The sequence below is a fragment of the Ilumatobacter sp. genome, assembly GCF_039969435.1.
Taxonomy (GTDB): domain Bacteria; phylum Actinomycetota; class Acidimicrobiia; order Acidimicrobiales; family Ilumatobacteraceae; genus Ilumatobacter_A.
In genome coordinates this window covers 511870-534826 of the sequence record NZ_JBDVNU010000009.1, presented here as the reverse complement: position 1 = coordinate 534826, position 22957 = coordinate 511870, and the positions used below count along the sequence as shown (strand labels likewise).

Genomic DNA, 22957 nt, shown 5'->3' with positions numbered 1-22957 from the left:
ACGCGCCTCGACCGGCCCGGCCTCGCCGGCTCCGTCAGAGGTAGTTCATGGCCTCGGCCGCCGCGGTGAGTTCCGCTCGGTGGTCGGGGTGTGCGATGTCGATCAGGCGGCGGGTGCGTTCGCGCACCGTGGCGTAACGGAGTTCGGCGACCCCGAACTCGGTGACCACCTTGTCGACGGTGTTCTTCGGGGTCGTGACCACATCGCCCGCCGCCAACTGCGGCACGATCTTCGAGCGGCCCGAGTTGGTCGTCGAGTGCAGCACCACGAACCCTTGCCCACCGTCGGAGTACATCGCCCCACGTGCGAAGTCGTTCTGACCGCCCGACGACGAGTAGTACTGCCCGCCGATCGTCTCGGACGCGCACTGACCGATGAAGTCGACCGACAGCGTGGCGTTGATCGACACGAAGTCGTTCTCCTGGGCGATCACGCGCGGGTCGTTCACGTACCGCACGGCGTGCAACTCGACGGCGGTGTTCTCGTGCAGGAAATCGTTCAACCGGTTCGTGCCGAGCGCGAACGTGCCGACCGCCTTGGTCCGGTTGAGGCGTTTGCGCACGCCGTTGACCACGCCTGATTCCATCAGGTCAACCACCCCGTCGCTCAGGAGTTCGGTGTGGACGCCGAGGTCACGGTGACCGTCGAGGGACGCCATGATCGCGTTCGGGATCGCGCCGATGCCGGTCTGGATCGTTGCACCGTTCGGGATCCGCTCGGCGACGAGGGAGGCGATGGCGCGGTCGGTGTCGTCCGCCTCGGCGGGCAGTACTTCGACGAGTGCACGGTCGCTCCGGCACCAGCCCGCGACCTGGGACACGTGGATCTGGTTGCGTCCGAACGTCCGCGGCATGTGCTCGGTCACCTCGAGGAAGAAGGGGGCGCGACCGATGAAGCTCGACACGTAGTCGGCCGACACGCCGAGGCTGAAGTAGCCGTGTCGGTCGGGATGCGATGCGGCGGCGACCACGAGCGGTGGGCTGTCGGAAGCTGACGTGCGGTGCTGCATCATCTCGTACACCTCGCTGAAGTGAGCGGGGACGAGGCCGACCGTGCCGGCGCGGAAGTGTGGGCGCGTCACGTGCGACAGGAAGTACGAGATGTGCCGCATCCGATCGCCGAATTCGGCGCGCAGGTATCGCCGGTCGTGCAACGCGTGCATCTGATGGACCCGCAGGGCGGTGAAGCGGTCGGTTCCTGCTGCGATGTCGGCCGCCACGGCGTCCTCGATCGCATCGAGGACGGCGGTGGGTTCGCCGTTCGCGAGCGGGACGATGATCCGGGTGTCCGCGTCGAGCAGGTCGACCACGTCGGACGGTTGGTTCGGTGCGTCGATCACACTCCGAACGTAGGCCACACACGAACGACAGCAACGTGACCGTCGCCTCCCGGTCCGACCTCCCTCCCGGATGGTGCCTCCCGGATGGCCACTCCCGGGATGGATGTCACCAGGCCGGATGGTTCCCGGTCGCCGCGCCGCGCGTACGGTTCGACGATGGCTGACGATTTCGATCCGACCACCGTCCCGATCCGGACGGCGGCCACGGTGATGCTCGTGCGCGATGCAGTCGACGGCGACCCCGGCGTCGAGGTCTTCATGCTGCGACGTGTCGGCAACGCCTCGTTCGCCGCGGGGATGTACGTGTTTCCCGGCGGCCGAGTGGACGATGCCGACGGTGCGGCCGAGATCGAGCCGTTCTGCCACGGCCTCGATGACGCGGACGCGTCGCGTCAGTTGGGCCTCGAGTCGGGTGGGTTGGCCTACTGGGTCGCCGCGATCCGTGAGTGTTTCGAAGAAGCCGGGATCCTGCTCGCGAACCCGCGTGACGGCTCTGCGCTGAGCGTCGGCGATGACGACCGGCACGGCGTCCACGACGGCACGTTGTCGATGGTCGACCTGTGTCGGCGTGACGACCTGGTGCTCGACGTGTCGACCACGCAGTACGTCGACCACTGGCTGACCCCGATCGGGGAGGCGCGCCGCTTCGACACCCGGTTCTTCGTCACCGAGACACCTCCGGGGCAGGATGGTCTGCACGACGACAAGGAGACCACGGCCAGCACGTGGATCCGTCCGAGCGAGGCACTGCGGATGCAGGCGGACGGCGAACTGGTGATGATGCCGCCGACCATCAAGAACCTGCGCTGGCTCGACGGCTTCGACACGGCGAGCGCCGCGGTGGATGCCGGGGAGGCGATCGTCGACCCGATCAAGATCCTGCCCAAGACCCGTTTCGACGACACCGGCAGGATGATCGGTGTCGTGATGCCCTGGGATGCCGACTACGACCACGTCTGACGTCCAACCTCAGTTGTTCCGTCCCGGACGGAACAACAGAGGATGACGGAACGACAGAGGTTCAGTCGACCGTGACGCTGGTGACCGACTCGGTGGCGGCTTGCGCATCGAGTTCGTCGAACGCCTTGTTCACCGAGTCGAAGAGTCGGGCGGTGCAGCCCGCCATGTCGACGTCGTCGGCCTGACGCACCGGCGCCAGTTCGGAGGCGATGTGCTCGGCGATCGAGCGGAACACGTCCGCCGCCACACCGGTTCCTTCGATCGCGATCGGCTGACCGGCGTCGCCGCCCGCGGCCACGGCCGGTTCGATCGGAATGCGCCCGAGCAGCGGCGCATCGATCGCCGCCGCCAGTGCCGCCCCGCCGCCCGTGCCGAACAGGGCGTGTTCGACCCCGGCCGAGTCGGTGAACGACGACATGTTCTCGATCACGCCGACGACGTTCAGGAAGCTCCGCTTCGCCATGTCGGCAGCACGTTGAGCCACCTTCTGTGCGGCGAGCGCCGGCGTGGTGACCACGATCATGTCGGTCGACGGAAGCATCCGTGCGAGGCCCATCTGGACGTCACCCGTGCCGGGGGGCATGTCGATCAGCAGGTAGTCGAGCTCGCCCCACTGCACGTCGCGCAGGAACTGCTCGACGGCTTTGGTGAGCATCAGGCCGCGCCACATCAGCGCCGTGTCCTCGCCGACGAGGAAGCCGGTCGAGACGACCTTCAACAACCCCTCGCCGACCCGGCGCTCGTTCGGCATGATCAGCGGCTTGTCGGAGCCCTCGACCTTCTCGGCCTCCATCCGGTCGCCGATCCCGAGCAGACGTGGCACGGAGAAACCCCAGATGTCGGCGTCGAGCACCCCCACGGTGTGCCCCAGCGTCGCCAGAGCGGCGGCGAGGTTCACGGTGACCGACGACTTGCCGACGCCACCCTTGCCCGACGCGATGGCCAACACGTTGCACGTGTCGGGAACCATCGTGGCCGCAGCGTTCTCGCGCGCGTTCCACCGGGCCTTGGTCATGACGGCGCTGCGCTCGTCGGCGTTCATCTCGCCCCAGACGATCTTCGTGCGCGCCACACCGGGATGCAGTTCGACGCGGGTCTCGACCTCTTTCTTGATCTCGGCGCGCATCGGGCACCCGCTGATCGTCAGCTTGATCTCCACCGTCACCCAGCCGTCGTCGGCGACCTCGACCGACGGGACCATGCCGAGCGAGACGATGTCGGCGCCCAACTCCGGGTCGATCACGTTCGCCAGCACGGCCATCACCTCGTCGACGCTCGGAGGTGCGCCGACGGGTTCCTTGGCCGCGCGGGTGCGGAGCGTCATCCCCGCTGGTGGTGTCGAGCCTGCCGGTCGTGTCGCTGAGGCCATGACGGGATTTTACCGGCGAAGGCCGTGTAATCTCGTCACGTGGCCGAAGCACCCGTGAACCTCGATGTGCTCAAAGCGCTCGGTGACAACACCCGGTACGCGATCTACCTCGAACTCGCCAGGTCACCCCGGCCGCTCGCCACGTCCGACATCGCCGAGTCGCTCGCACTGCACGCGAACACCGTGCGCCCGCACCTCGAGAAGATGCGCGACGCAGGTCTGATCGACGTCCAGATGGGCGGGCGGGGTGACGTCGGTCGTCCGCAGCACCGCTACGCGATCGCCAACGATGCTCCGTCGCTCGGCCTCGAACCGCCGACCATGCCGGTGCTGGCGCGGATGGTGTTGGCCATGGCGAAGCGCCTCCACGCCAGTCCCGAAGACGCCACGGTGGTCGGGGAGGACGAAGGTGCCCGACGCGCCCGCCCCTACGCCAGCGCACCGTCCACGCTCGAAGCCCTCGTCTCGGACCTCGACCGACTCGGATTCGACCCCATCGTGAGCGACGCCGACCCGGTGGACCCGCATGCCAACTCCGACGGTGCGGCTGTCGTGGCGTTCGCGAACTGTCCGTTCGCCGACCTCGCGCGGGAACACCCCGACCTCGTGTGCGGTCTGCACCGCGGGCTCGTGGCGGGTTTCGTCGCACAGATGGGCGATGCGGAGACCCGCGACTTCTGCACGCTCACCAGTCGCACCCCGTGCCGTGTCACGGTCGCGACACGTTAGAATCACGCCACAGGTACCGATTCTCAGGAGGAACCGACATGATCACGCTCACCGACCCCGCCGCCGCCAAGGTCCGCCAACTCCTCGACGCCGAGGGCGCCGAGGACCTCGCGCTCCGTGTCGCAGTCCGCCCCGGCGGTTGTTCGGGGTTCTCCTACGAGATGTTCTTCGACGGCGACTTCGCCGCCGACGACACGACGCAGTTGTACGACGACAACGTCAAGGTCGTCGTCGACCCGGCGTCGGCGCAACTCCTCGAAGGCGCCACGCTCGACTACAAGGACGGCCTCGACCAGTCCGGGTTCGCCATCACGAACCCGAACGCGAGCCGCACGTGCGGCTGCGGCCAATCCTTCTCCTGAGCGGCGCCACGTCGCCCGAATCCTGTGTTGCGCAGGCTCGTCGTCGACGGACCTCGACGTCGTCGCCACGCGCCTTGCCTTCGGGCGACGTGATCACCGCTCAGCGAGCTGAATGTGTGGGCCGCTCGTCGGCGTGAGTCGTGCGCTCGACCGGGTCGGAGATTCAGACGGTGAGTGCTCGGAGGCGTTCGCGCATCTCGTCGGGGTTCCAGAGGTTGTCGACGCGGTCCATGATCACGCCGTCGGGGCCCACGAGGAACACGGTCGGCTCGAAGAACAGGCCCAGCGCCTGCACGGCGGGCGTGCTGACCGATGCGGTGTCGTCGGTGTACACCTCGGCGTGGACGAACACGACGTCGCTGAACTCGGGCTGCAACTCGATGAGCGCCTCGAGCGCCGGCGTGCACGATTCGGTCGCACAGAACGCCGGGGTGCCGACGAAGTAGGCCACCGGGCTCCCGGTCGCGAGCGCCTCGGTGAGCGTGACCGAGTGGAACTCGCAGCTCGGTTGGCGTGTACAGATCGGATCGACGCCCGCTGGTTCCTCCACGGTCGGCGTGTCGAATCCGGCCAAGGTCTCCCCGGGGATCGGGATGGTCACGTCGGCGGGGTCGAAGACCTGGAAGTTGGCTGCGGTCGATGGGCCGCCGTCGACGATGATGCCGTAGATGCCAGGTCGGTCGACCGGTGCGCGAAAGGCGTAGTACGGCGCAGGTGTGACGTCGCGACGGGTCGCGCTGATCGGTTCTCCGATCGTGTTCCCGTCGATGTCGACGATCCGCGCGCTCAGCGTGTCGGGTCCGTCGACGATGAACTCGGCATTCCTCATCAGACCGAACGGGAGGCGCAGCTCTCCGGGCACGAGGATCGGTGAGTCGGTCGCGAACCGCTGGACGAGCGAGAAGTCCCCGTCGGACGCGGAATCGCCATCGCCTACCGCTGTGCCGTCCCCGCTCGACCCGTCGCCGCCGTTCGACGACCCGTCGTTGCTGCACGCCGCGAGCACGCCCGCGGCGGCCGTGCCGATGATGAACGTTCGCCGACCGAAACGGCCCCGCTCGGCCTGGAGGTCGTGGGTCCCCGACCGCCACCCGTCCGCCGTGTGGATCCGGGCTTCCGCGTGGTCGTGTGTCATGGTGGTCTCCCGCTTCGGTCCGGTGTGCGACATTTTCGAGGCCTCGTTGAATCGAGACGGGTGAACGTGCGAACGTACGAGCCGATGAGCACGACCGACACGATCCCCCCCGGACGCTACCGGCGTCGGATCGTCGGCCTGGGGGCCATCGCCTTCGTCGTGACGTTCGCCATCGGTGCTGCGATCTTCGTCCCGGTCGTGCAGAACGATCTCGAGGATCGGGTCGAGGCCGAACTCGCCGACGCAGGGCTCGACGGCGTCCGTGCGTCGTTCTCCGGGCAGGACGGAACGCTCAGCTGTGATGCACCACTCGACGACCCCGACACGGTGGCGGCGATCGCGTCGGACGTGAACGGGGTCAGAGTCGTCGAGTTGGCGGGGTCGTGCGCCGGCTCGTCCTCGCCGGCGTCGACCGTGGTCGGCGACGACATCTCGACGACGAGTGAGGCGTCCACCGTGACCGGTCCGACCGTCACCGAACCGGACGCCGCGGTCACGACCGACGCCCCACCGGCGACCGAGCCCGAAACCGACGGCATCGTCGACATCGTCGACGACGACCCGCTCTTCGGCGAACTCGCCGGTCTGCTCGCCACGGCCGGACTCGACGGCCCCGACGCACTCGGTGGCGACGGCCCGTTCACCCTGCTGGCTCCCACCGATGCGGCGTTCGATGCCGCGTTCGATGACGTCGGTGCGGATGCGTTCATCGCGATGATGTCGGACCCCGACACGTTGCGCACCCTGCTGCTGCATCACGCGACCGACGGGGCGATCATGGCGAGCGACTTCGTCGCGGGTGACCTCGACATGCTCGACGGGACCCCGGTGGCCGTCGACCCCGACGCCGACGGCGGCATCACCTTCACGAGCAACGACGTGGCGGCCGGCGTCGACGATCCGGCGACCCAGCTCGACATCGAGGCCTCCAACGGTGTGGTGCACGCCATCGACCGACTGCTCGTCCCCGAGGGATTCGTCCTCGGTGACGTCGCCGGTGCGACGCCGCCGACGATCGCCGCGTCGTTGCTCGGTGGGCGTCTGACACTGACCGGCGACGTGCAGAGCGAGGAGCAGCGCCTGGCGCTCGTCGCCGCGGCACAGACTCAGGTCGACCCCGCGAACGTCGTCGACTCCCTCGCCGTCGATCCGAACGTCGCGCTCGGTGCGGCCGACGTCGAACGTCTGTCCACCCTGATCACGCTGATGGTCCCGAACCTGGTCGAGGGTCGAGCCGATCTGGCCGGGAGTGGACTCGGTCTCACCGGCACCTACGTCGACGAAGCCGCCGAGGCCGCGCTCGCCGAGTTCGCCACGGCGGAGGGGATCGACCTCGTCCTCTCCCCACGCCCGACCGCCGATGCCGATGCCGCCGCGGCCCTGCAGGTCGAGTTGAACGAGTTCGCACGGGACAACCCCATCCTGTTCGAGGCCAACTCCGGCACGCTGACCCTCGAAGCAGGGGCGGTCATCGACCAACTCGCGGCACGTGCCGCTCGTCTGGACGGCGTCGCGATCGTCATCGTCGGCCACACCGACTCCGACGGCGATCCGGTGACGAACCAGGCGCTGAGCGAGATGCGGGCTGCGAGCGTGCGCCAGGCGCTGGTGGAGCGCGACCTCGACCCGGCGACGCTCACGTCGACCGGACGAGGCTCGACCCAACCGATCGTCGACGAGGCCGGCGCGGAGGACAAGGTGGCGAGTCGCCGTGTCGAATTCGTGGTCAGCGCACGGTGACCTGCGACGCTCGTCGCGAGTCGACGTCATGACAAGTTCCAGAACCGGAAGTGAGAACCGATGCTCTACACACTCCTGAAATTCTTCGGCTGGGGCATCCTGTTGGCGTGCATCGGCGTGTGCGTCGGCTGGGCGCTGCGTTCGTTGAAGTGCCGCACGGAACTGGCACGGGCAGCGGGATCGACCGTCGATGCAGGCGAACTCGAACGACTCCGGGGGCGACTCGCCGATCTGGAGCCGGTCGTGGCGGAGCGGGACCGCCTGCGGATCCAACTCGCCGACGTGCGCCACGCGGATTCGCCGGGCATCGTCGGTGGCGAGATCCCCGATGCCCCCGAGCCCGATCAGCGGTCCGACGAGGAATCAGAAGCGCACCCCGACTCGGCCGAAGTCACCGAGCCGGTCGCCGCGCCCGCCCACGGCGAGACGGCGTCGTCTCACGACGACACCTCAGCAGTGACCGGTGAGGGCCCGGGTGGCGAGTCCGACGACGTCGAGCATTCACCGCAGGGCGCTGACGGAGCCGCCGATCTCGACGGTCGGGACATCCCGGGTTCGGCCGGTGGCCCGACGGGTCCCGACGACGTCGCCGGGGGTGAGGAACCGCGACCGCTCGACCTCGACACCGCAGCGCGCGTCCTCGGGAGGAAGGTGACGCTCGACGACCTCACCGTCATCGAGGGGATCGGCCCCAAGATCTGCGAGCTGTGCAGCGGGATCGGCATCACCACGTGGCGGACACTCGCCGACACCGACGTCGCCGACCTCCAGTCGATGCTCGACGCGGCGGGTTCGCGGTACGCGGTCCACAAACCGGCGACCTGGCCGCTTCAGGCTGGGCTGCTCGCGGACGGGCGCTGGGAGGAGTTCACCACCGTGACGGACGATCTCGGAGGCGGCACCTGAGTCGGCCGTCGCGTCGGGCGGTGCCGGGACCCGATCGTTGCTCTACTGTCTCGGGGATGAGCAAGCCACTCGGTCCGTACACACCCGTCCTGCGCGCCGGTGACTTCATCTACGTCTCGGGTCAGGGCGGACTGGTCGACGGCGTCAAGGTCGACGGCGGCGTCGTGGCCGAGACCGTGCAGACGATGAAGAACGTCGCGGCGCTCCTCGAATCCCAGGGGGCGACGATGGGCGACGTGGTCAAGACCACGTGCTTCCTCGTCGACATGGACGACTACGCGAAGTTCAACGTCGAGTACGCGGCGGCCTTTCCCGCCGACCACCGTCCCGCACGATCGTGCGTCGCAGTGAGGACCCTGCCGGCAGGTTTCGCCGTGGAAGTCGAAGCGGTCGCCTACAAGCCGCTCGCCTGACGGCCACGCCACAGCACAGCCACGACGCTCGAGCGGGGCACCCGACGTCGCCGCCCGATGGTCGGAGGATCGCGTGCCGATCCGAGCGGGGCGTAGACTGCGCTCATGGCCGGAGCAATCGCCCTCATCATCGCCATGATCGCGATCCCGGTCGCCGTGTTCGCCACGGGCGCTGCCGCGTCGGCGATCCTCGGCGAGACCCTGCGACGTGACGGCATCCGTCGCCACCCGGACTCCGAACTCCTCGACATCCCCGATTGATTCTCCAGCCGATCGAGCAGTGCACGATCGGCATCGCCCCGATCTGACTCGTCCGCCCCTCCGAGAGGACCTCCGTCATGTCCGAGACCCGATCAGCCCCCCACGATCTGGTCGTGGCACACGCCCGATGCGTGGCCACGGTCGACGCGCAGCGACGTGAGGTCGACGACGGGTGGGTGGCGGTCGACGCCGGGATGATCTCGGCGATCGGCAGCGGCGAGCCGCCTCCTGCGCACGAGACCATCGACGCCCGCGAATGCCTCGTGACCCCGGGCCTCGTCAACGCCCACCACCACCTGTACCAGAACCTCACCCGAGCGAATCCGTCGATGACCGACAAGCCTCTGTTCGGGTGGTTGCAGTCGCTGTACCCGCTGTGGCGCGCGATCGACACCGAATCGGTCTACACCTCGGCCTGGGTCGGCCTCGCCGAACTGGCGCTGTCGGGATGCACCACGTCGACCGACCACCTGTACCTGCACCCGCACGGTGCCGGCGACCTCCTGACCGCGGAGATCGACGCTGCGAAGGACCTCGGCATCCGATTCCATCCGACCCGCGGCTCGATGTCGCTGTCGGAGAAGGACGGTGGGCTGCCACCCGACGACGTGGTCGCGGACGACGACGAGATCCTCGCCGCGTGCGAGGACGCGGTGGCCCGGCATCACGATCGGTCGTTCGGCGCGATGACCCGCGTGGCACTCGCCCCGTGCTCACCGTTCTCGGTCACCGAGGACCTGATGGTCCGCACCGCGGAACTCGCCGAGCGACTCGACGTGCGTCTGCACACGCACTTCGCCGAGAACGCCGAGGACGACGAGTTCAGCATCGCCACGTTCGGGTGCCGCCCGATGGAGTACCTGGAGCGCACCGGTTGGTGCACCGATCGCACGTGGGTCGCTCACTGCGTGATGCCGAACGCCGACGAGGTCGCCCGTCTCGGCGCGGCCGGCGTGGGTGCTGCTCACTGCCCGTCGAGCAACATGATCCTGGCGTCGGGGATCTCCCCCGTGGTCGATCTCCGCGCAGCGGGCGTGAAGGTCGGACTCGGTGTCGACGGATCGTCGTCAGCCGACAGTGCGTCGTTGTGGCTCGAGGCGCGCCAGGCGATGTTGCTCGCGAAGCTCCGCAACGGTGCCGACGCCGGCACGGCTCGCATGGCACTCGAAGTGGCGACGATCGGCGGCGCCGGATGCCTCGGGCGAGAAGGCGAGATCGGCACCATCACCGTCGGTGCGGTCGCCGACCTCGCCGTCTGGTCGCTGACCGGTCCGACCTTCGCGGGTGCGGTCGCCGACCCGGTCGAGGCGTGGCTGCGCTGCGGCCCGACCGGCGCCCGCGACACGATCGTCGCCGGCAGGCCCGTCGTGCGCGATTCGATGCTCATCTCGGATCGCCTCGGCGAGATGCTCACCGCCCACGCGCGCCTCTCCCGCAAGATCCAGCAAATCACCTGACGGCCGGATCGGGTCTGACCCACTCCGGTCGCGACCCACTCCGGCTGTGTGACGTCGGTCGCCGTCAGGGTGACGCGACTCGGAGGTCCGGAGTCGCCAGACTGTCGGGGTGATCCGATCCCGACTCGCAACGCTCGCCCTCGTCGGCGTCCTGGGCGCGTGCACGTTCTCGTCGTCGGAGGCGTCGTCGGAGAGTGGGGTCGAAGGTGTCGACATGCCGTTGCCGACGATCGGCCTCGGCTCCGAGCTCGGTCGGATCAGCGGCGGCGCCGACGTGCGCGAGATCGACACCGGCTCGGTCGAGTCCGTGGTGATGATCGGTGACTCGATCACCGTCGGCGCTCAACCGTTCCTCCAGGAGCAACTCCAACAGCTGGGGTTCGCCGACGTGACGATCGTGGCGCAGGAACTCAAGCGGGTCAGCCAGAACATCAGCAACAATCCGAGTGGTGCCGACATCGCGTCGTTCGTCGCGGGCGAGTCCTCACGGCCGGGCGACGAGCAGCTGTGGATCGTCGCACTCGGGACGAACGACATCAGCCAGTACGGCTCGGTCGACGAGATCGTCGCCGAGATGGAGACCGTGATCGACGCGATGCCCGACGATGCGCCGCTCGTCTGGGTGAACACCTACTTCGCCGATCGTCCCGAGGACACCGCCGAGGTCAATGCTGCGATCGAGCAGGTGATCGATTCGCGCGGGAATGCCGTGGTCGGTCAGTGGAATCAGATCGCACCGAGTGACGGCGTGCTGCGCGGCGACGGCGTGCACCCCAACTCCGACGGCGCGAAGGTGTTCGCCGCCCTCGTGACCACCACGGTGGCCGACTTCCTCCAGCGCTGAGGGTCGGCTGGGGTCTGACCCCAGCCGACCACCGACCGGTCGGACTGCAGTCGAACCGTCAGCTCTCCCAGCGGGACTGACCGAAGCGGTAGCCGACGCTGCGCACGGTCTGGATCAGGTTGGCGTGCTCCTCGCCGAGCTTGGCGCGCAGGCGCCGCACGTGGACGTCGACCGTGCGAGCGCCGCCGTAGTACTCGTAGCCCCAGACTCGGCTGAGCAGGATCTCACGCGTGAACACCTTGCCCGGGTTCTGGACGAGGAACTTCAGCAGCTCGTACTCCATGTACGTCATGTCGAGTGGCCGACCGGCGATCGACGCCTGGTAGGTCTCGAGGTTGAGTGCGAGGTCGCCGTACTCGACGAGGTCGGCCGACTGCACGTCGACCTCGGCGGTGAGCAGGTGCCGCAGGCGTGCCTCGAGTTCGGACGGATGGAACGGGCTGAGGCAGAAATCGTCGAACAGGTCGTCTCGGTGTTCGAGCTCGCGGAGCTGCCCCCCGCCGATCAGCACGATCGCAGGCGTGGCGTCGGTGTGCTGTTTGCGCAGAGCGCGCAGGAAGGTCCAGGCGTGGTCCATGTCGTCGGTGACGTCGACGATCACTCCGGCCCACCCGCCCGTCGGCTCGGACTCGCTCGCGTCGCCGATGCTGGAGACGGACTTCCACGCGTACCCGGCGAGGTCGAGGGTTCGCGCCAGCTCCGGCGAGGCCGGGTCGGGCACGACGGCGAGCATGCGCACCGGGTCGGACTTCATCGCGCCACCGCCACCGGGCTCGTCGCTGCCCTGCCCGTCGCTGCCCTGCCCGCCGCGATCGACCCAACCGGGGTGATCACAGCGACCTCAGGTAGCGATCGCGCTCGAAGGGCGTGACCTGGGTCTTGTACCCCTGCCACTCCCGCCGCTTGTTGCGCAGGAACCATTCGAAGATGTGCTCGCCGAGCGCCTCTCGCACGAGTGTCGACTCCTCCATGATCTCCAGGGCGTCGTACAGCGAGTGCGGGAGTTGGCCGACACCCAGTTCGCCGAGTTCCGTGTCGGTGGCCTCGAACAGGTTGGCGTCGGCCTCGTCGGGAAGTTCGTACCCTTCCTCGATCCCCTTCATGCCGGCGGCGAGCAGCAGGCTGAACACGAGATACGGGTTGCACGCCGGGTCGGGTGAGCGGTACTCGATCCGCGTCGCATTGGGGTTCGCGCTCTTCGCGATCGGGACCCGGATCAGACCCGACCGGTTGTTGCGGGCCCAGCTGATGTGGACCGGTGCCTCGAAGTTCGGGACGAGCCGCTTGTAGCTGTTGACCGTCTGGTTGGTGACGGCGGTGATCTCGCGAGCGTGGCGCAAGAGCCCCGCCATGAACGACTTCGCCGTCGAGCTCAGGTCGTAGTCGTCGGTGTCGTCGTAGAACGCGTTGTCGTCGCCGCGGAACAGCGACATGTGCAGGTGCATCCCCGAACCCTGCAGACCTTCGACCGGCTTGGGCATGAACGTCGCGTGCACGCCGTTGCGGGCGGCGATCTCGCGCACGGCGAGTCGGAACGTCATCACCGCGTCGGCCATGGTGAGCGCATCGGTGTGGCGCAGGTCGATCTCCTGCTGGCCGGGAGCGTCCTCGTGAAAGCTGTACTCGACGGGGATCCCCATCGTCTCGAGCGTGCGGATCGTCTGCTTGCGCAACTCGCCGGTGACGTCGTTGGTGGTGTGGTCGAAGAAGCCGCCGTCGTCGATCGGGACCGGCTCGGCACCCGCCACGAGCGGCTCGAAGTAGAAGTACTCGATGTCGGGCGCCATGTAGAAGGTGAGGCCCGCCTCGTGGGCCTTGCGCACGTGACGGCGCAGGATCTGGCGAGGGTCGCCTTCGAACGGCGTGCCGTCGAGATGGTGGATGTCGCAGAAGATCCGCGCCTCGGGGGCGGAGCCGTCGGCCCACGGCAGGAGCTCGTAGGTGTCGGGATCGGGGATCGCGAGCACGTCGGATTCCTGGACCCGGCTGAAGCCGTCGATCGAGGACCCGTCGAAGGTCATCCCGTCGGTCAGGGCGTTGTCGAGTTCCGGGGGCGTGATCGCCATCGACTTCAGCGTGCCCAGCACGTCGGTGAACCAGAGTCGGATCAGCCGGACCCCGCGCTCCTCGACGGACCGGAGGACGTAGTCCCGCTGCTGTTCGTTCATGCTCACGTCCTGGAGTCTCGCGGAAAGGGGATGGGTGTGTCGCCTCGGGTCGTCGCTCGTCGGCGAGGACCCGTGAACGACGGACGGGGTGAAGCATCGCGCTCCACCCCGTCGACGGTGTTCGATTCCTCTCGCGAGGAAGGTGAGATCAGACCGGGGTCACTTCGACATGGCGGAACACACCGTGTCCACCATGAGGCGGGCGACCGTGTACGGGTCCATGTTGCCGTTCGGACGACGATCCTCGAGGTAGCCCTTGCCGTCGATGGCGCACTGCCACGGGATGCGGATCGATGCGCCGCGGTCGGACACGCCGTAGCTGAACTGGTCGTACCGCTGCGTCTCGTGGGCGCCGGTGAGACGGTCCTCGACGCCGGCTCCGTAGTTCTTGATGTGCAGATCGGCCTTGGCGCCGATGGCCTTGCAGCCCTCCTCGATGTACTTCATGCCGCCGTCCTCACGCATCTCCTTGGTGGAGAAGTTCGTGTGGGCCCCGGCGCCGTTCCAGTCGCCCTTGACCGGCTTCGCGTCGATCGAGATGACGACCCCGTAGTCCTCGGCGATGCGGTGCAGCAACCAGCGGGCGACCCACAGTTCGTCGGCCACTTCGAGCAGGCCGACCGGGCCGACCTGGAACTCCCACTGACCGGGCATGACTTCGGCGTTGATGCCGGAGATGTTGATGCCGGCGGCGAGACAGGCGTCCATGTGCTCTTCGACGATCTGGCGACCGGTGATCGCGTACTCACCGACGCCGCAGTAGTACGGCCCCTGCGGGGCGGGGAAGCCGCCGTCGGGGAACCCGAGCGGGCTCATGTCGGTCTTGAGCATCGTGTACTCCTGCTCGATGCCGAACATCGGCTCGTGCTTCTTGTACTTCTTCGCCGTGCGTGCCGCTGCGGCGCGGGTGTTGGTGGGGTGGGGCTTGCCGTCGACGAGCATCACCTCGCACATGACGAGGACGCTGTCGCCACCGCGGATCGGGTCGGGGAACACGCGGGCGGGCTTGAGGACGCAGTCGCTCTTGTCGCCGGTGGCCTGGTTGGTCGAGGAACCGTCGAAGCCCCAGACGGGCATGTCGTCGAGTTCGCCGCTGTGGCCGTCGTCCAGGATCTTGGTCTTGGAGCGAAGGTTCGGCGTCGGCTCGGTGCCGTCGATCCAGATGTATTCGGCCTTGATTGCCACGGTGCTTGTCCTCTGTCTCTCTTGATTGTTGCTTGCGAGCACGCACGACCCTACCGGCCGCCCGATTTTCGATCCTTGAGACTGTCAGCCGCCGGTTGCCCGGCTGTTGCCCGACTGTGAACGGCGTGTGAACTGCCTCGTCGGGGTTCCGGGACCGCTCGTGAGGGGCCGACGTGCGGTTCCCTCCGAACGGCCGACGTGCTCGCGTCGACGCAGGGCGCGAGCCCCACTACGGTCGGTCCGATGCACGGTCGCCGCCTCCTCCTCGCCGCCTCACTCGTCGTGTCGTCAGCCGCTCTCGTGGTCGCCGGTTCGGCACCGGGCGTCGTCGAGGCGGTTCCGAGCGGATTCACCGACCAGGTGGTCGCCGACGTCGGCGTCCTCACCACCGTCGAAGCGCTCCCCGACGGACGCGTGGTGGTGCTGGAGAAGAACGGTCGACTGATCCGCATCGATGATCGCGACGGCTCGCCGGAGGTGACCACGCTCGCGGACTTCTCGGTGTGTTCGAACTCCGAGCGCGGCCTCCTGGGGTTCGCGTTGGACCCGGCGTACGTGACGAGCGGCTTCGTCTACGTGTACCGCACGATCGCCTCGGGTGAACCCGGCGGATGCCACAACCGGGTCAGCCGGTTCTCCATGGGCGAGAACGGCCTGGATCCGGGCAGCGAACGGGTCCTGGTCGACAGGATCTCGTCGGTGGCCGGCAACCACAACGGCGGCGACATCGAGGTCGGCAACGACGGGTACCTCTACATCGCGGTGGGAGACGCCGGATCCGACCCGAGGGGCAACTCCGGCTCGGCGGGAGGCAACGACGCCGCACAGGATCGTTCGCTGTTGAACGGCAAGATCCTGCGCGTCGATCGCAGCACGGGCTTCGCTGCGCCCGACAACCCGTTCGTCGACGAGCCGGGGGCGGCCGACTGCCGCGTCCGCGGCAACTCACCCTCCACGCCGACCACGAACTGCAAGGAGATCTTCGCGTACGGACTGCGCAACCCGTACCGGTTCGCCTTCGATCCGAACACGAGCGCCACCCGCTTCTTCGTCAACGACGTCGGTCAGGGCGATCGCGAAGAGGTCGACGAGGGCGTCGCCGGCGCCAATTACGGCTGGCCGATCCGTGAGGGACGATGCCCGCGCGGGCAGAACCCGCCGTGCGCCGGGCCGACGCCGGGCCTGATCGACCCGGTCACCGACTACGGCCGCGAGGCGGGACGGTTCGTCACCGGTGGCGCCTTCGTGCCCGACGGCGTGTGGCCCGCCCAGTACGACGGTGCGTACCTCGTGTCCGACGGAGCGTTCGGTACGACCTGGTCGTGGACCGGCGGCGCGGACCTCGCGGCGTCGCCGGTGTTCCTCACCGCCTCGGGCCCGACCGACATGGCGTTCGTCGCCGGACCCGGTGCGACCGAGTTGTGGTACGTGCAGCAGAACGGCGAGGTCCGCAAGGTCACACCGCCACCTGCTCCGCAGTCGGCCGACAGCGGCCCGCAGCGGTACGACGCACTGCCGTCCCCCTCGCGTCGATTCGACACGCGCGCACTCACACCGCCGGCGCCGATCGGTGCGGGACGAACCCGACTGATCGACATCGACGCGCCCGCCGGCGCGTCCGCTGCGTTCGTGAACGTCACGCTCGTCCGACCGCAGAGCGAGGGCGCGTTCGCCACGGTGTGGCAGCCGCGCACCGACCGACCCTCGACCTCGAACGTCAACGCTCCGGCAGGTGCGAACGTCGCCAACGCGTCCATCGTGCCGCTCGACGCCGAGGGACGACTGGTGCTGTTCAGCCAGGCGACGAACGACGTGATCGTCGACGTGTCGGGCTTCTTCTTCGACGCCGATGTGGGAGTGCGCCGCGGCCGCTTCGTGACCGCAGGTCCGACGCGGGTGGTCGACACCCGTGAGGCATCGGGGGGTGACAACGACTTCACGCGCGTGCCCGACGGTGCCGGTGAGCGGGTGACGGTTCCGCTGGCCGGTGTGGCGGGCCTTCCCGAGGGCACCGACGCGACCTCGGCGGTGTCGGTGATCGTCACCGCCATCAACCGTGACGCTCCCGTGCCCGGGTTCGTCACCGCGTACCCGACGGGTGCGACTCGGCCGACCTCGTCGAACGTGAACGTCAATGCCGCCCCCGACGTGCGCGCCAACGTCGTCACCGTGCCGGTCGGTGCCGACGGCTCGGTCGAGTTGTACCTCGAGAACATCGACGACGTGGCCGTCGACGTGGTGGGTTCGTTCACGGGCTTCGCTGCGCCGATCGGGACCGTCGGACGCTTCCATCTGGTCGCGCCGCAGCGCGAGGCCGACTCGCGGTCGTCCGTGGGGTTCGGTCGACTCGCCGCCGGTGCGACGGTCGCGCTGAACCCCGGTTCGGTGCCCGACACGGCCTCGGCGGTCGCGCAGAACCTCACGCTCGCCCGCACCGCCGGTCGGGGCTTCGTCACCGCCTTCCCCGCGGCGCCGCTCCCGAACGTGTCGAACGTGAACTCCAGTGGAGCGCGACAGACGCGGGCGGCGCTGGCACTCACGGCGTTGGGTGCCGGGTCGGAGCGGTTCTTCGCCGGCGACGCCGACACCGACCTGATCGTCGACGTGTTCGGCTGGTTCGAGTAGCGCGTCGGCGAATCGGGGTGTTCCCGGCGGTCGGGGTCAGTCGCGGGTCGCGGTGAGCCAGAACCCGGTGCCGGCGCGTGCGGTCGCCCCGGCCCACGTTCCGGGCAGCGCCTCGAGGACGTCGGCGGGAGGAAGGTGGATCGGGGTCTGGTCTCCGAGGGTGTTGACCCACACGACGGACCCCCGTGGTGCGAGGAGGCGTCCCACCTCGTCGGGGAAGAGCAACATGTTGATCATCAGGATCGCGTCGAACGACCCGTCGGGGAAGGGCAGCCGGGATGCGTCGGCTCTGACCCGCGGTGCGAGGTCCGGCGCGCGGCGCAGCATCTCGGCGGCGATGTCGGTGCAGATCAGCGATCCCACCCGACCGTGCAGGACCCGCGCTCCGGCTCCCGTGCCCGACCCGACCTCGAGCCACCGACCGTCGAGCGGCACCCCGCCTCGATCGAGTGCGTCGCCGACCGGTGCGGCCTTGATCGGGTCGACGTGGCTCTCGCTCCACGACTCCGCCAGGGAGTCGAAGATCTGCTGCACCCGGTCGGAGTCCGAGCGCTCCCACGATTCGCCGAACGCCTTCGACCGGGTCATCGTCCGCATCGGGTGGTCGGGTCCTGCGAACGGCTCGGGCTCGGCGGCGTCGGGATGATCGGGCAACTGTGTGAGCCGACTGTCCATCCTCCCAGTCAACAACCTGCCTCGCAGATACATGACACCGGCCGGCCCGGACTGCCTCGCGGTCAGATCGACGTGGTCGGGGGCGCGACGGTGGTGGTGGTTGTGGTCGTGGTCGTGGTGGTGGTGATGTCGAGACGTGGGGTGAACAGCACCGTCACCGATGCCGTGTCGGGCAGGGCTGCGGACACGTCCTGGACGAGGAGCGAGGCGTCGGGCTCGACGGCTCCGGCCACCTCGATCACTGCGGTCGTGCCGTCGTAGCGGATCCCGATCACCGCGACTCCGTTGTCGGCCGCCCAGTCATCAGTGATCGCGGTGATCTCGTCGGTGAGGATCTCGTCCGGGGTCGGTTCGGGTTCGCCCGCCGGCACGTTGCGACGTTCGACCCAGGTGAGTTGCACGGCGAGCGGCTCGTCGATCTGTTCGTTCAACGCATCGATGAGACCGCCCACCGGGGGAGCGTTGCCCACGCCGCTGGCGTCCACTCGGACCACCCCACCGCCGATCACCAGGGCCTCGACGCGTCGGACGCCGTCGAAGTCACCCTCCTGCAACCAGTCGTCGACGATGTCCTCGACGGCTGCGTAGAGCAGTTCGGCCTCGCTGAGGATCGTCGTGGTCGGAGCGATGGTGGTCGTGGTGGTCGCCTGGGTGACGCGGTCCCACTGGATCGAGATCGGTCGCTCCGCTCCGAACTCGGACTGCATCGTGTCGATCAGGGTCCCCTGGTCCGGCGGGAGATCGAAGCTACGCACCCGCACCACGATCTGGCGATCGCCGAAACTGACGATCGGGGTCTCGATCGCCTCGGCACCACCGGTGGCGAGCCACTCGGTGACGATCGGCACCGCTGCGAGTTGCTGGTCCGTTCGCTCGACAGCCGTCTGTGACGCCCGGTAGAGGGGAATGGCGATCGCCACCACGACCAGCGCGACCACGGCAGCGACCAGCGACGTCCGCCGGAACGTGTTGCGGAGCCGTTTGGGCGGCACGAAGCCGGTGGTGATGAACACGATCGAGGCGGCGAACACGATCGCCGCGAGGTTGGTGGTGTACAGGAGGATCGCTCCGGTCGCCAGCGTGTTGCGTCCGGCCTCCAATGCGATTCCGACCGCACCGAGCGGAGGGACCAGCGCAACGGCGACGGCCACGCCGGGGAGCGACGAGGACACGTCCTTGCGGACCGTCGCGTACGCGCCCGCGGTTCCCGCGCCGAGTGCGACGACGAGGTCGCGGATGTCCGGAGCGGTGCGGCTGAGGACCTCGCGCGGCAGCTCGCCGGTGACGAACAGCGCGGCGAGAACGTAGGAGAGTGCGATCGACCCGACGGTCGCGACGAGCACGGTGCCGATCGACTGCAGCGACTTCCTGAAGAGTGCCATCGAGATGCACGCCGCCGCCGCGAGGACCGGCTGCATCAGCGGTGCGAGCAGCATGGCGCCGATCACCACGGCCGCCGAGTCGGCCGACAGACCCATCACGGCGACCACGACCGACAGTGACAGCATCGTGAAGAATCGGAACGCCCAGTGCGGGGGGCGCTTGATCCCGAGTTCGGAGAGGATGCGCTGGCGCTCCTCGGGTTCGAGGTGGCGGTGCCACCACGTGTGCTCCCGCTTGATCGGGGCCGCAGGGTCCTTGGGTCGTGGAGCGGGCGTGGCCGTGTCGGCGTCGAGGGCTTCGAGCTTGTCCTTGGCGACCTCGATCTTCTGCGCGCGCTCAGCCTTGGCTTCCTCGGGTGCCTCCGAGGTCCGCTGATCGCTCACGGGCGAGATGTTAGGGGTGCCGACACTGCCGATGGGGGCAGCGGGGACCTGGCCGGTCGCTGGACGGGGCCGCCGTTCAGGGCGCTGTCGGCGGGGTCATGTCCGTGAGGTGGCCGCGAAGGTGATGGCGGCGGCGTGGCCGACGTTGAGCGAGTCGACATCGGGGCGGATCGGGATGCGCACCCGTCGGGTCGTCGCGCGCATGGTGGCGTCGTCCAGACCCGGGCCCTCGGCACCGACCACGATCGCGAGGCGCTCCGCCCGCTCGTGGGGCTCGATCGACCAGAGGTCGATCGCGTCGGATGCCGGCGTCATCGCCCAGGACTCGAAGCCGGCGCGATGCAGCACGTCGAGGTCGCCGGGCCAGTCGTTCGATCGGGCGACGGTCAGGTGGAGCACCTCGCCCATGCTGACGCGCACGGTTCGTCGCGAGTACGCGTCGGTGCAGGTGGGGTCGAGCACCAGTGCATCGATGCCGAGTGCCCGTGCGGCGCGCGAGATCACGCCGACGTTCTCGGCGTCGTTGAGCCCCACGAGCACGGCGACACGCTTCGCCGACGACGCTGCGATGTCGGCGACGGTCGGAACGGGTCTTCGATCGGCCGAGGCCACGACGCCACGGTGCAGGTCGAACCCGACCGCGTGGGCCATGAGGTCGCGGGTCATCACGTACAGCGGAGTGTCGCCGTCCACGAGGCCGGGGACACGTGCGCTGATGCGTTCGACGCGCGACGGGGTGACCAGCACGGAACGCAACCGGTGGCCCGAGTCGACGACGCGATCGATCGACACGTAGCCCTCCGCGATGAAGAAGTCGTCGCCTTCCCGCGTGCGGCGGGCGGCCTGGTCGTCGAGCAGGCAGTAGTCGTCGAGGCGGGGATCCTGGGGATCGTCGATCTCGATGATCATGGGGTGGACAGTATGGCCGGTGGTGTCCACCTGCCTGATCCCGCGATCGTCCGCTCGCTCGACGGGCACGTCGATCGATCAACGTCGGCGGCGCGCACCGATCGGGCGGTGTACCGCATCGCTACGTTCGCAGCCATGGACCTCACGATCGGCGACTGGACGTTCGGGCACATCCGTTTCACCGGACCGAACGAGGTGGCGGCATCGGCGTTCGACGTCGACGGCGCGCTCGCCGATTCCGCCCGCTTCGCCGTCGGCTCGATCGATCACCTCGGGAGCCGACGCGGTGTGGTCGTACCCGAGCGCTCGATCGCGCTCGACCAACTGCTCGCCTTCTGCACGACGCACGTCGAAGTCGACGGTGCCGCTGTGCCCGCATGGGCGGACCTCTCGGGCGTGTACGTCACCGCCGGTGGGCGTCACCTGCAGATCCACTGCAACTTCCCACATCATGCGCGGGGTGTGGTCGACAGACTCCGGTGCCCGCCCGACCGAGCGTCGGTGGCAGCGGCGATCGCCGAGCGGGACGCGTTCGAACTCGAGGCCGAACTCATCGACGACGGGATGATCGGCGCTGCGGTCCGCACACTCGACGAGTGGGACGAGCATCCGCACGCACTCGCGACCCGGGCCCTGCCCCTGATGTCCGTCGACGCGATCGGTGACGCAACCGCACGGCCGGTCGAATCGCTGTCCGACGACGACGGCCCGCTCGCCGGGTTGCGCGTGGTCGACTGCTCCCGCGTCCTGGCCGGGCCGGTCGCCGGACAGATGCTCGCCGGGTTCGGTGCGGACGTGCTGCGCGTCGGCGCCGACCATCTTCCGTCCGTGGACGTGGGGGTGATGTCCACCGGGTTCGGCAAGCGCAACACGTCGATCGATCTGCGGACCGAATCGGGTCGATCGAGCTTCGAGTCGCTGCTCGGCGAGGCCGATGTGTGGATCGACGCCTACCGACCCGGCGCGCTCGCCTCGTGCGGCTTCACACCCGAGCGGGTCGCCCGTATCCGCCCGGGCATCGTCGTCGTCCAGATCTCCGCCTTCGACTGGATCGGGCCCTGGGCGGGGCGCCGCGGGTTCGACTCGATCGTGCAGTCGACGACGGGGATCCGGTGGGCAGGCGGCCAGTTCGCGCGAGACGCCGACGGCGTACCGAGCGGGTCACCGATCGGTCTTCCCGTCCAGGCGCTCGACTACGCGACCGGACTGCTCGGCGCAGGTCTGGTCGCCCGACTCGTCGCCCACCAGCGAGACGTGGGCGGGTCCTGGCTCGGGCGCACGTCGCTGCTCCGCACTCGCGACCACCTCGTCGCCCGTCGTGCGCCGACGGCGTTCACGCCGGCGTCGGTGCCGGTCGATCCGGAGTTCTTGGGGACGGTCGAGTCGGAGTTCGGTCGACTGACCGCCGTGCTGCCCTTCGCCGGAACGTGGCCGTCACCGCCTCGACGGCTGGGAACCTCCACGCCGACCTGGCGTTGACGCCACTGAGCGGTCGGGCCGGGCACTGCGAACGGACGCGACGGCGACCAGACCTGCCACTGCAAGGACCGACCGCACCAGGTTGAGTCGATTCCACGTGGACTCGAAATCGCCCCGTTCGGCGGCTGCCGACGACGCGTCGAGATCGACGTAGGTCGCGAGGTCGTCGTTCAGCGGAACACTGCCTGCGAAGGTGATCACCACGACCGCTGCGCACGCCGTCAACGCGAACGCGAGCAGCGTGATGTTCGTGCGTCCGCCCGCCCGGTTCGCGACGAGCGCCCACAGGATCGACGGCACGCATCCGAAGAAGAAGACGGCGAAGGTCGCATTGCGGATCGTGGCGTTGATCGCCTGGAAGCTGCGGACGTAGGTGAGGTCGTCGACCTGGGCGAGGCCGAGCACGACCGAGGCCGAGTAGGTGAGGAAGAAACCGGCGAACAGCCCGGTCAGCACGGTCGCAACGATCACGGCGATCCCGGCCAGGCGGTCGGTGCGAGGTGCTCGGATCGGTGTCGATCCGGCGGGTGACGGTTCTGGTGCCGGTCCGGACGGCGCCGGCGGAGTGGGGTCGTCGAGGAGGGTCATGGTGGGAGTCCGTTCTCTGGATCAATCGTACCGGTGAGTACGTATAT

Annotated in this window: 21 protein-coding genes; 11 read left to right on the top strand and 10 right to left on the bottom strand. The window is 68.6% G+C overall.

What is annotated here, in order from left to right:
• Nucleotides 1–34 precede the first annotated feature (34 nt).
• Entirely contained in the window at nt 35–1339 is a 1305-nt protein-coding gene (locus ABJK40_RS06560; RefSeq protein WP_348479948.1) for an acetyl-CoA hydrolase/transferase C-terminal domain-containing protein, read from the bottom strand.
• Between the two features lie 156 nt (nt 1340–1495).
• On the opposite strand from ABJK40_RS06560, the gene ABJK40_RS06555 reads away from it, so the two are divergent.
• A complete protein-coding gene (locus ABJK40_RS06555) occupies nt 1496–2299 on the top strand; it encodes an NUDIX hydrolase (RefSeq protein WP_348479949.1) in 804 nt (267 codons plus the stop codon).
• A gap of 61 nt (nt 2300–2360) precedes the next feature.
• Here the strand turns inward: ABJK40_RS06555 and ABJK40_RS06550 are convergent, their stop codons facing one another.
• Nucleotides 2361–3668 (bottom strand): P-loop NTPase, encoded by a 1308-nt coding sequence (locus tag ABJK40_RS06550; RefSeq protein ID WP_348479950.1) that lies wholly within the window; start codon nt 3666–3668, stop codon nt 2361–2363.
• A gap of 39 nt (nt 3669–3707) precedes the next feature.
• Here ABJK40_RS06550 and ABJK40_RS06545 point away from each other — a divergent pair, with 39 nt between their 5' ends.
• Both ABJK40_RS06545 and erpA read left to right on the top strand, forming a co-directional pair.
• Nucleotides 3708–4397 carry a helix-turn-helix domain-containing protein gene (locus tag ABJK40_RS06545; RefSeq protein ID WP_348479951.1) on the top strand — a complete coding sequence of 230 codons (690 nt, stop codon included), beginning with the start codon at nt 3708–3710 and terminating at the stop codon, nt 4395–4397.
• A 38-nt stretch (nt 4398–4435) separates the two neighbouring features.
• A complete protein-coding gene (gene erpA / locus ABJK40_RS06540) occupies nt 4436–4759 on the top strand; it encodes an iron-sulfur cluster insertion protein ErpA (protein ID WP_348479952.1) in 324 nt (107 codons plus the stop codon).
• Nucleotides 4760–4922: 163 nt separating this feature from the next.
• On the opposite strand, the gene ABJK40_RS06535 is transcribed toward erpA, so the two are convergent.
• Nucleotides 4923–5894: a hypothetical protein gene (locus ABJK40_RS06535; RefSeq protein ID WP_348479953.1), complete on the bottom strand. Its 972-nt coding sequence runs from the start codon at nt 5892–5894 to the stop codon at nt 4923–4925.
• A gap of 84 nt (nt 5895–5978) precedes the next feature.
• Between ABJK40_RS06535 and ABJK40_RS06530 the strand changes: the two genes are divergently transcribed.
• From ABJK40_RS06530 to ABJK40_RS06505, 6 genes are all read left to right on the top strand, one after another.
• Nucleotides 5979–7634, top strand: a complete 1656-nt coding sequence (locus tag ABJK40_RS06530; protein WP_348479954.1) for a fasciclin domain-containing protein — start codon at nt 5979–5981, stop codon at nt 7632–7634.
• 60 nt (nt 7635–7694) lie between these two features.
• Nucleotides 7695–8540, top strand: coding sequence for a hypothetical protein (locus ABJK40_RS06525; protein ID WP_348479955.1), 846 nt, complete (start codon nt 7695–7697; stop codon nt 8538–8540).
• 56 nt (nt 8541–8596) lie between these two features.
• Complete coding sequence (locus tag ABJK40_RS06520; protein WP_348479956.1) at nt 8597–8953, top strand: RidA family protein; 357 nt, start codon at nt 8597–8599, stop codon at nt 8951–8953.
• 105 nt (nt 8954–9058) lie between these two features.
• Entirely contained in the window at nt 9059–9214 is a 156-nt protein-coding gene (locus tag ABJK40_RS06515; protein WP_348479957.1) for a hypothetical protein, read from the top strand.
• Nucleotides 9215–9291: 77 nt separating this feature from the next.
• Nucleotides 9292–10671, top strand: a complete 1380-nt coding sequence (locus tag ABJK40_RS06510; RefSeq protein WP_348479958.1) for an 8-oxoguanine deaminase — start codon at nt 9292–9294, stop codon at nt 10669–10671.
• A gap of 109 nt (nt 10672–10780) precedes the next feature.
• A complete protein-coding gene (locus tag ABJK40_RS06505) occupies nt 10781–11515 on the top strand; it encodes a GDSL-type esterase/lipase family protein (protein WP_348479959.1) in 735 nt (244 codons plus the stop codon).
• A gap of 58 nt (nt 11516–11573) precedes the next feature.
• Here the strand turns inward: ABJK40_RS06505 and ABJK40_RS06500 are convergent, their stop codons facing one another.
• The 3 genes from ABJK40_RS06500 to glnII form a co-directional block, all read right to left on the bottom strand.
• Nucleotides 11574–12269 (bottom strand): response regulator transcription factor, encoded by a 696-nt coding sequence (locus ABJK40_RS06500; protein WP_348479960.1) that lies wholly within the window; start codon nt 12267–12269, stop codon nt 11574–11576.
• Nucleotides 12270–12345: 76 nt separating this feature from the next.
• A complete protein-coding gene (locus ABJK40_RS06495) occupies nt 12346–13683 on the bottom strand; it encodes a glutamine synthetase family protein (RefSeq protein WP_348480084.1) in 1338 nt (445 codons plus the stop codon).
• Nucleotides 13684–13842: 159 nt separating this feature from the next.
• Entirely contained in the window at nt 13843–14868 is a 1026-nt protein-coding gene (gene glnII / locus ABJK40_RS06490) for a glutamine synthetase GlnII (protein ID WP_348479961.1), read from the bottom strand.
• Between the two features lie 243 nt (nt 14869–15111).
• On the opposite strand from glnII, the gene ABJK40_RS06485 reads away from it, so the two are divergent.
• Entirely contained in the window at nt 15112–17493 is a 2382-nt protein-coding gene (locus ABJK40_RS06485) for a PQQ-dependent sugar dehydrogenase (RefSeq protein ID WP_348479962.1), read from the top strand.
• A gap of 36 nt (nt 17494–17529) precedes the next feature.
• On the opposite strand, the gene ABJK40_RS06480 is transcribed toward ABJK40_RS06485, so the two are convergent.
• The 3 genes from ABJK40_RS06480 to ABJK40_RS06470 form a co-directional block, all read right to left on the bottom strand.
• Nucleotides 17530–18168, bottom strand: coding sequence for a class I SAM-dependent methyltransferase (locus ABJK40_RS06480; RefSeq protein ID WP_348479963.1), 639 nt, complete (start codon nt 18166–18168; stop codon nt 17530–17532).
• A gap of 62 nt (nt 18169–18230) precedes the next feature.
• Complete coding sequence (locus tag ABJK40_RS06475; RefSeq protein ID WP_348479964.1) at nt 18231–19934, bottom strand: TIGR00341 family protein; 1704 nt, start codon at nt 19932–19934, stop codon at nt 18231–18233.
• Nucleotides 19935–20030: 96 nt separating this feature from the next.
• Nucleotides 20031–20843 carry an RNA methyltransferase gene (locus ABJK40_RS06470; protein ID WP_348479965.1) on the bottom strand — a complete coding sequence of 271 codons (813 nt, stop codon included), beginning with the start codon at nt 20841–20843 and terminating at the stop codon, nt 20031–20033.
• A gap of 135 nt (nt 20844–20978) precedes the next feature.
• On the opposite strand from ABJK40_RS06470, the gene ABJK40_RS06465 reads away from it, so the two are divergent.
• Complete coding sequence (locus ABJK40_RS06465) at nt 20979–22322, top strand: CoA transferase (protein ID WP_348479966.1); 1344 nt, start codon at nt 20979–20981, stop codon at nt 22320–22322.
• Here ABJK40_RS06465 and ABJK40_RS06460 read toward each other — a convergent pair.
• Nucleotides 22278–22910 (bottom strand): DUF1772 domain-containing protein, encoded by a 633-nt coding sequence (locus ABJK40_RS06460; RefSeq protein ID WP_348479967.1) that lies wholly within the window; start codon nt 22908–22910, stop codon nt 22278–22280. The genes ABJK40_RS06465 and ABJK40_RS06460 overlap by 45 nt on opposite strands.
• Nucleotides 22911–22957: the final 47 nt, after the last annotated feature.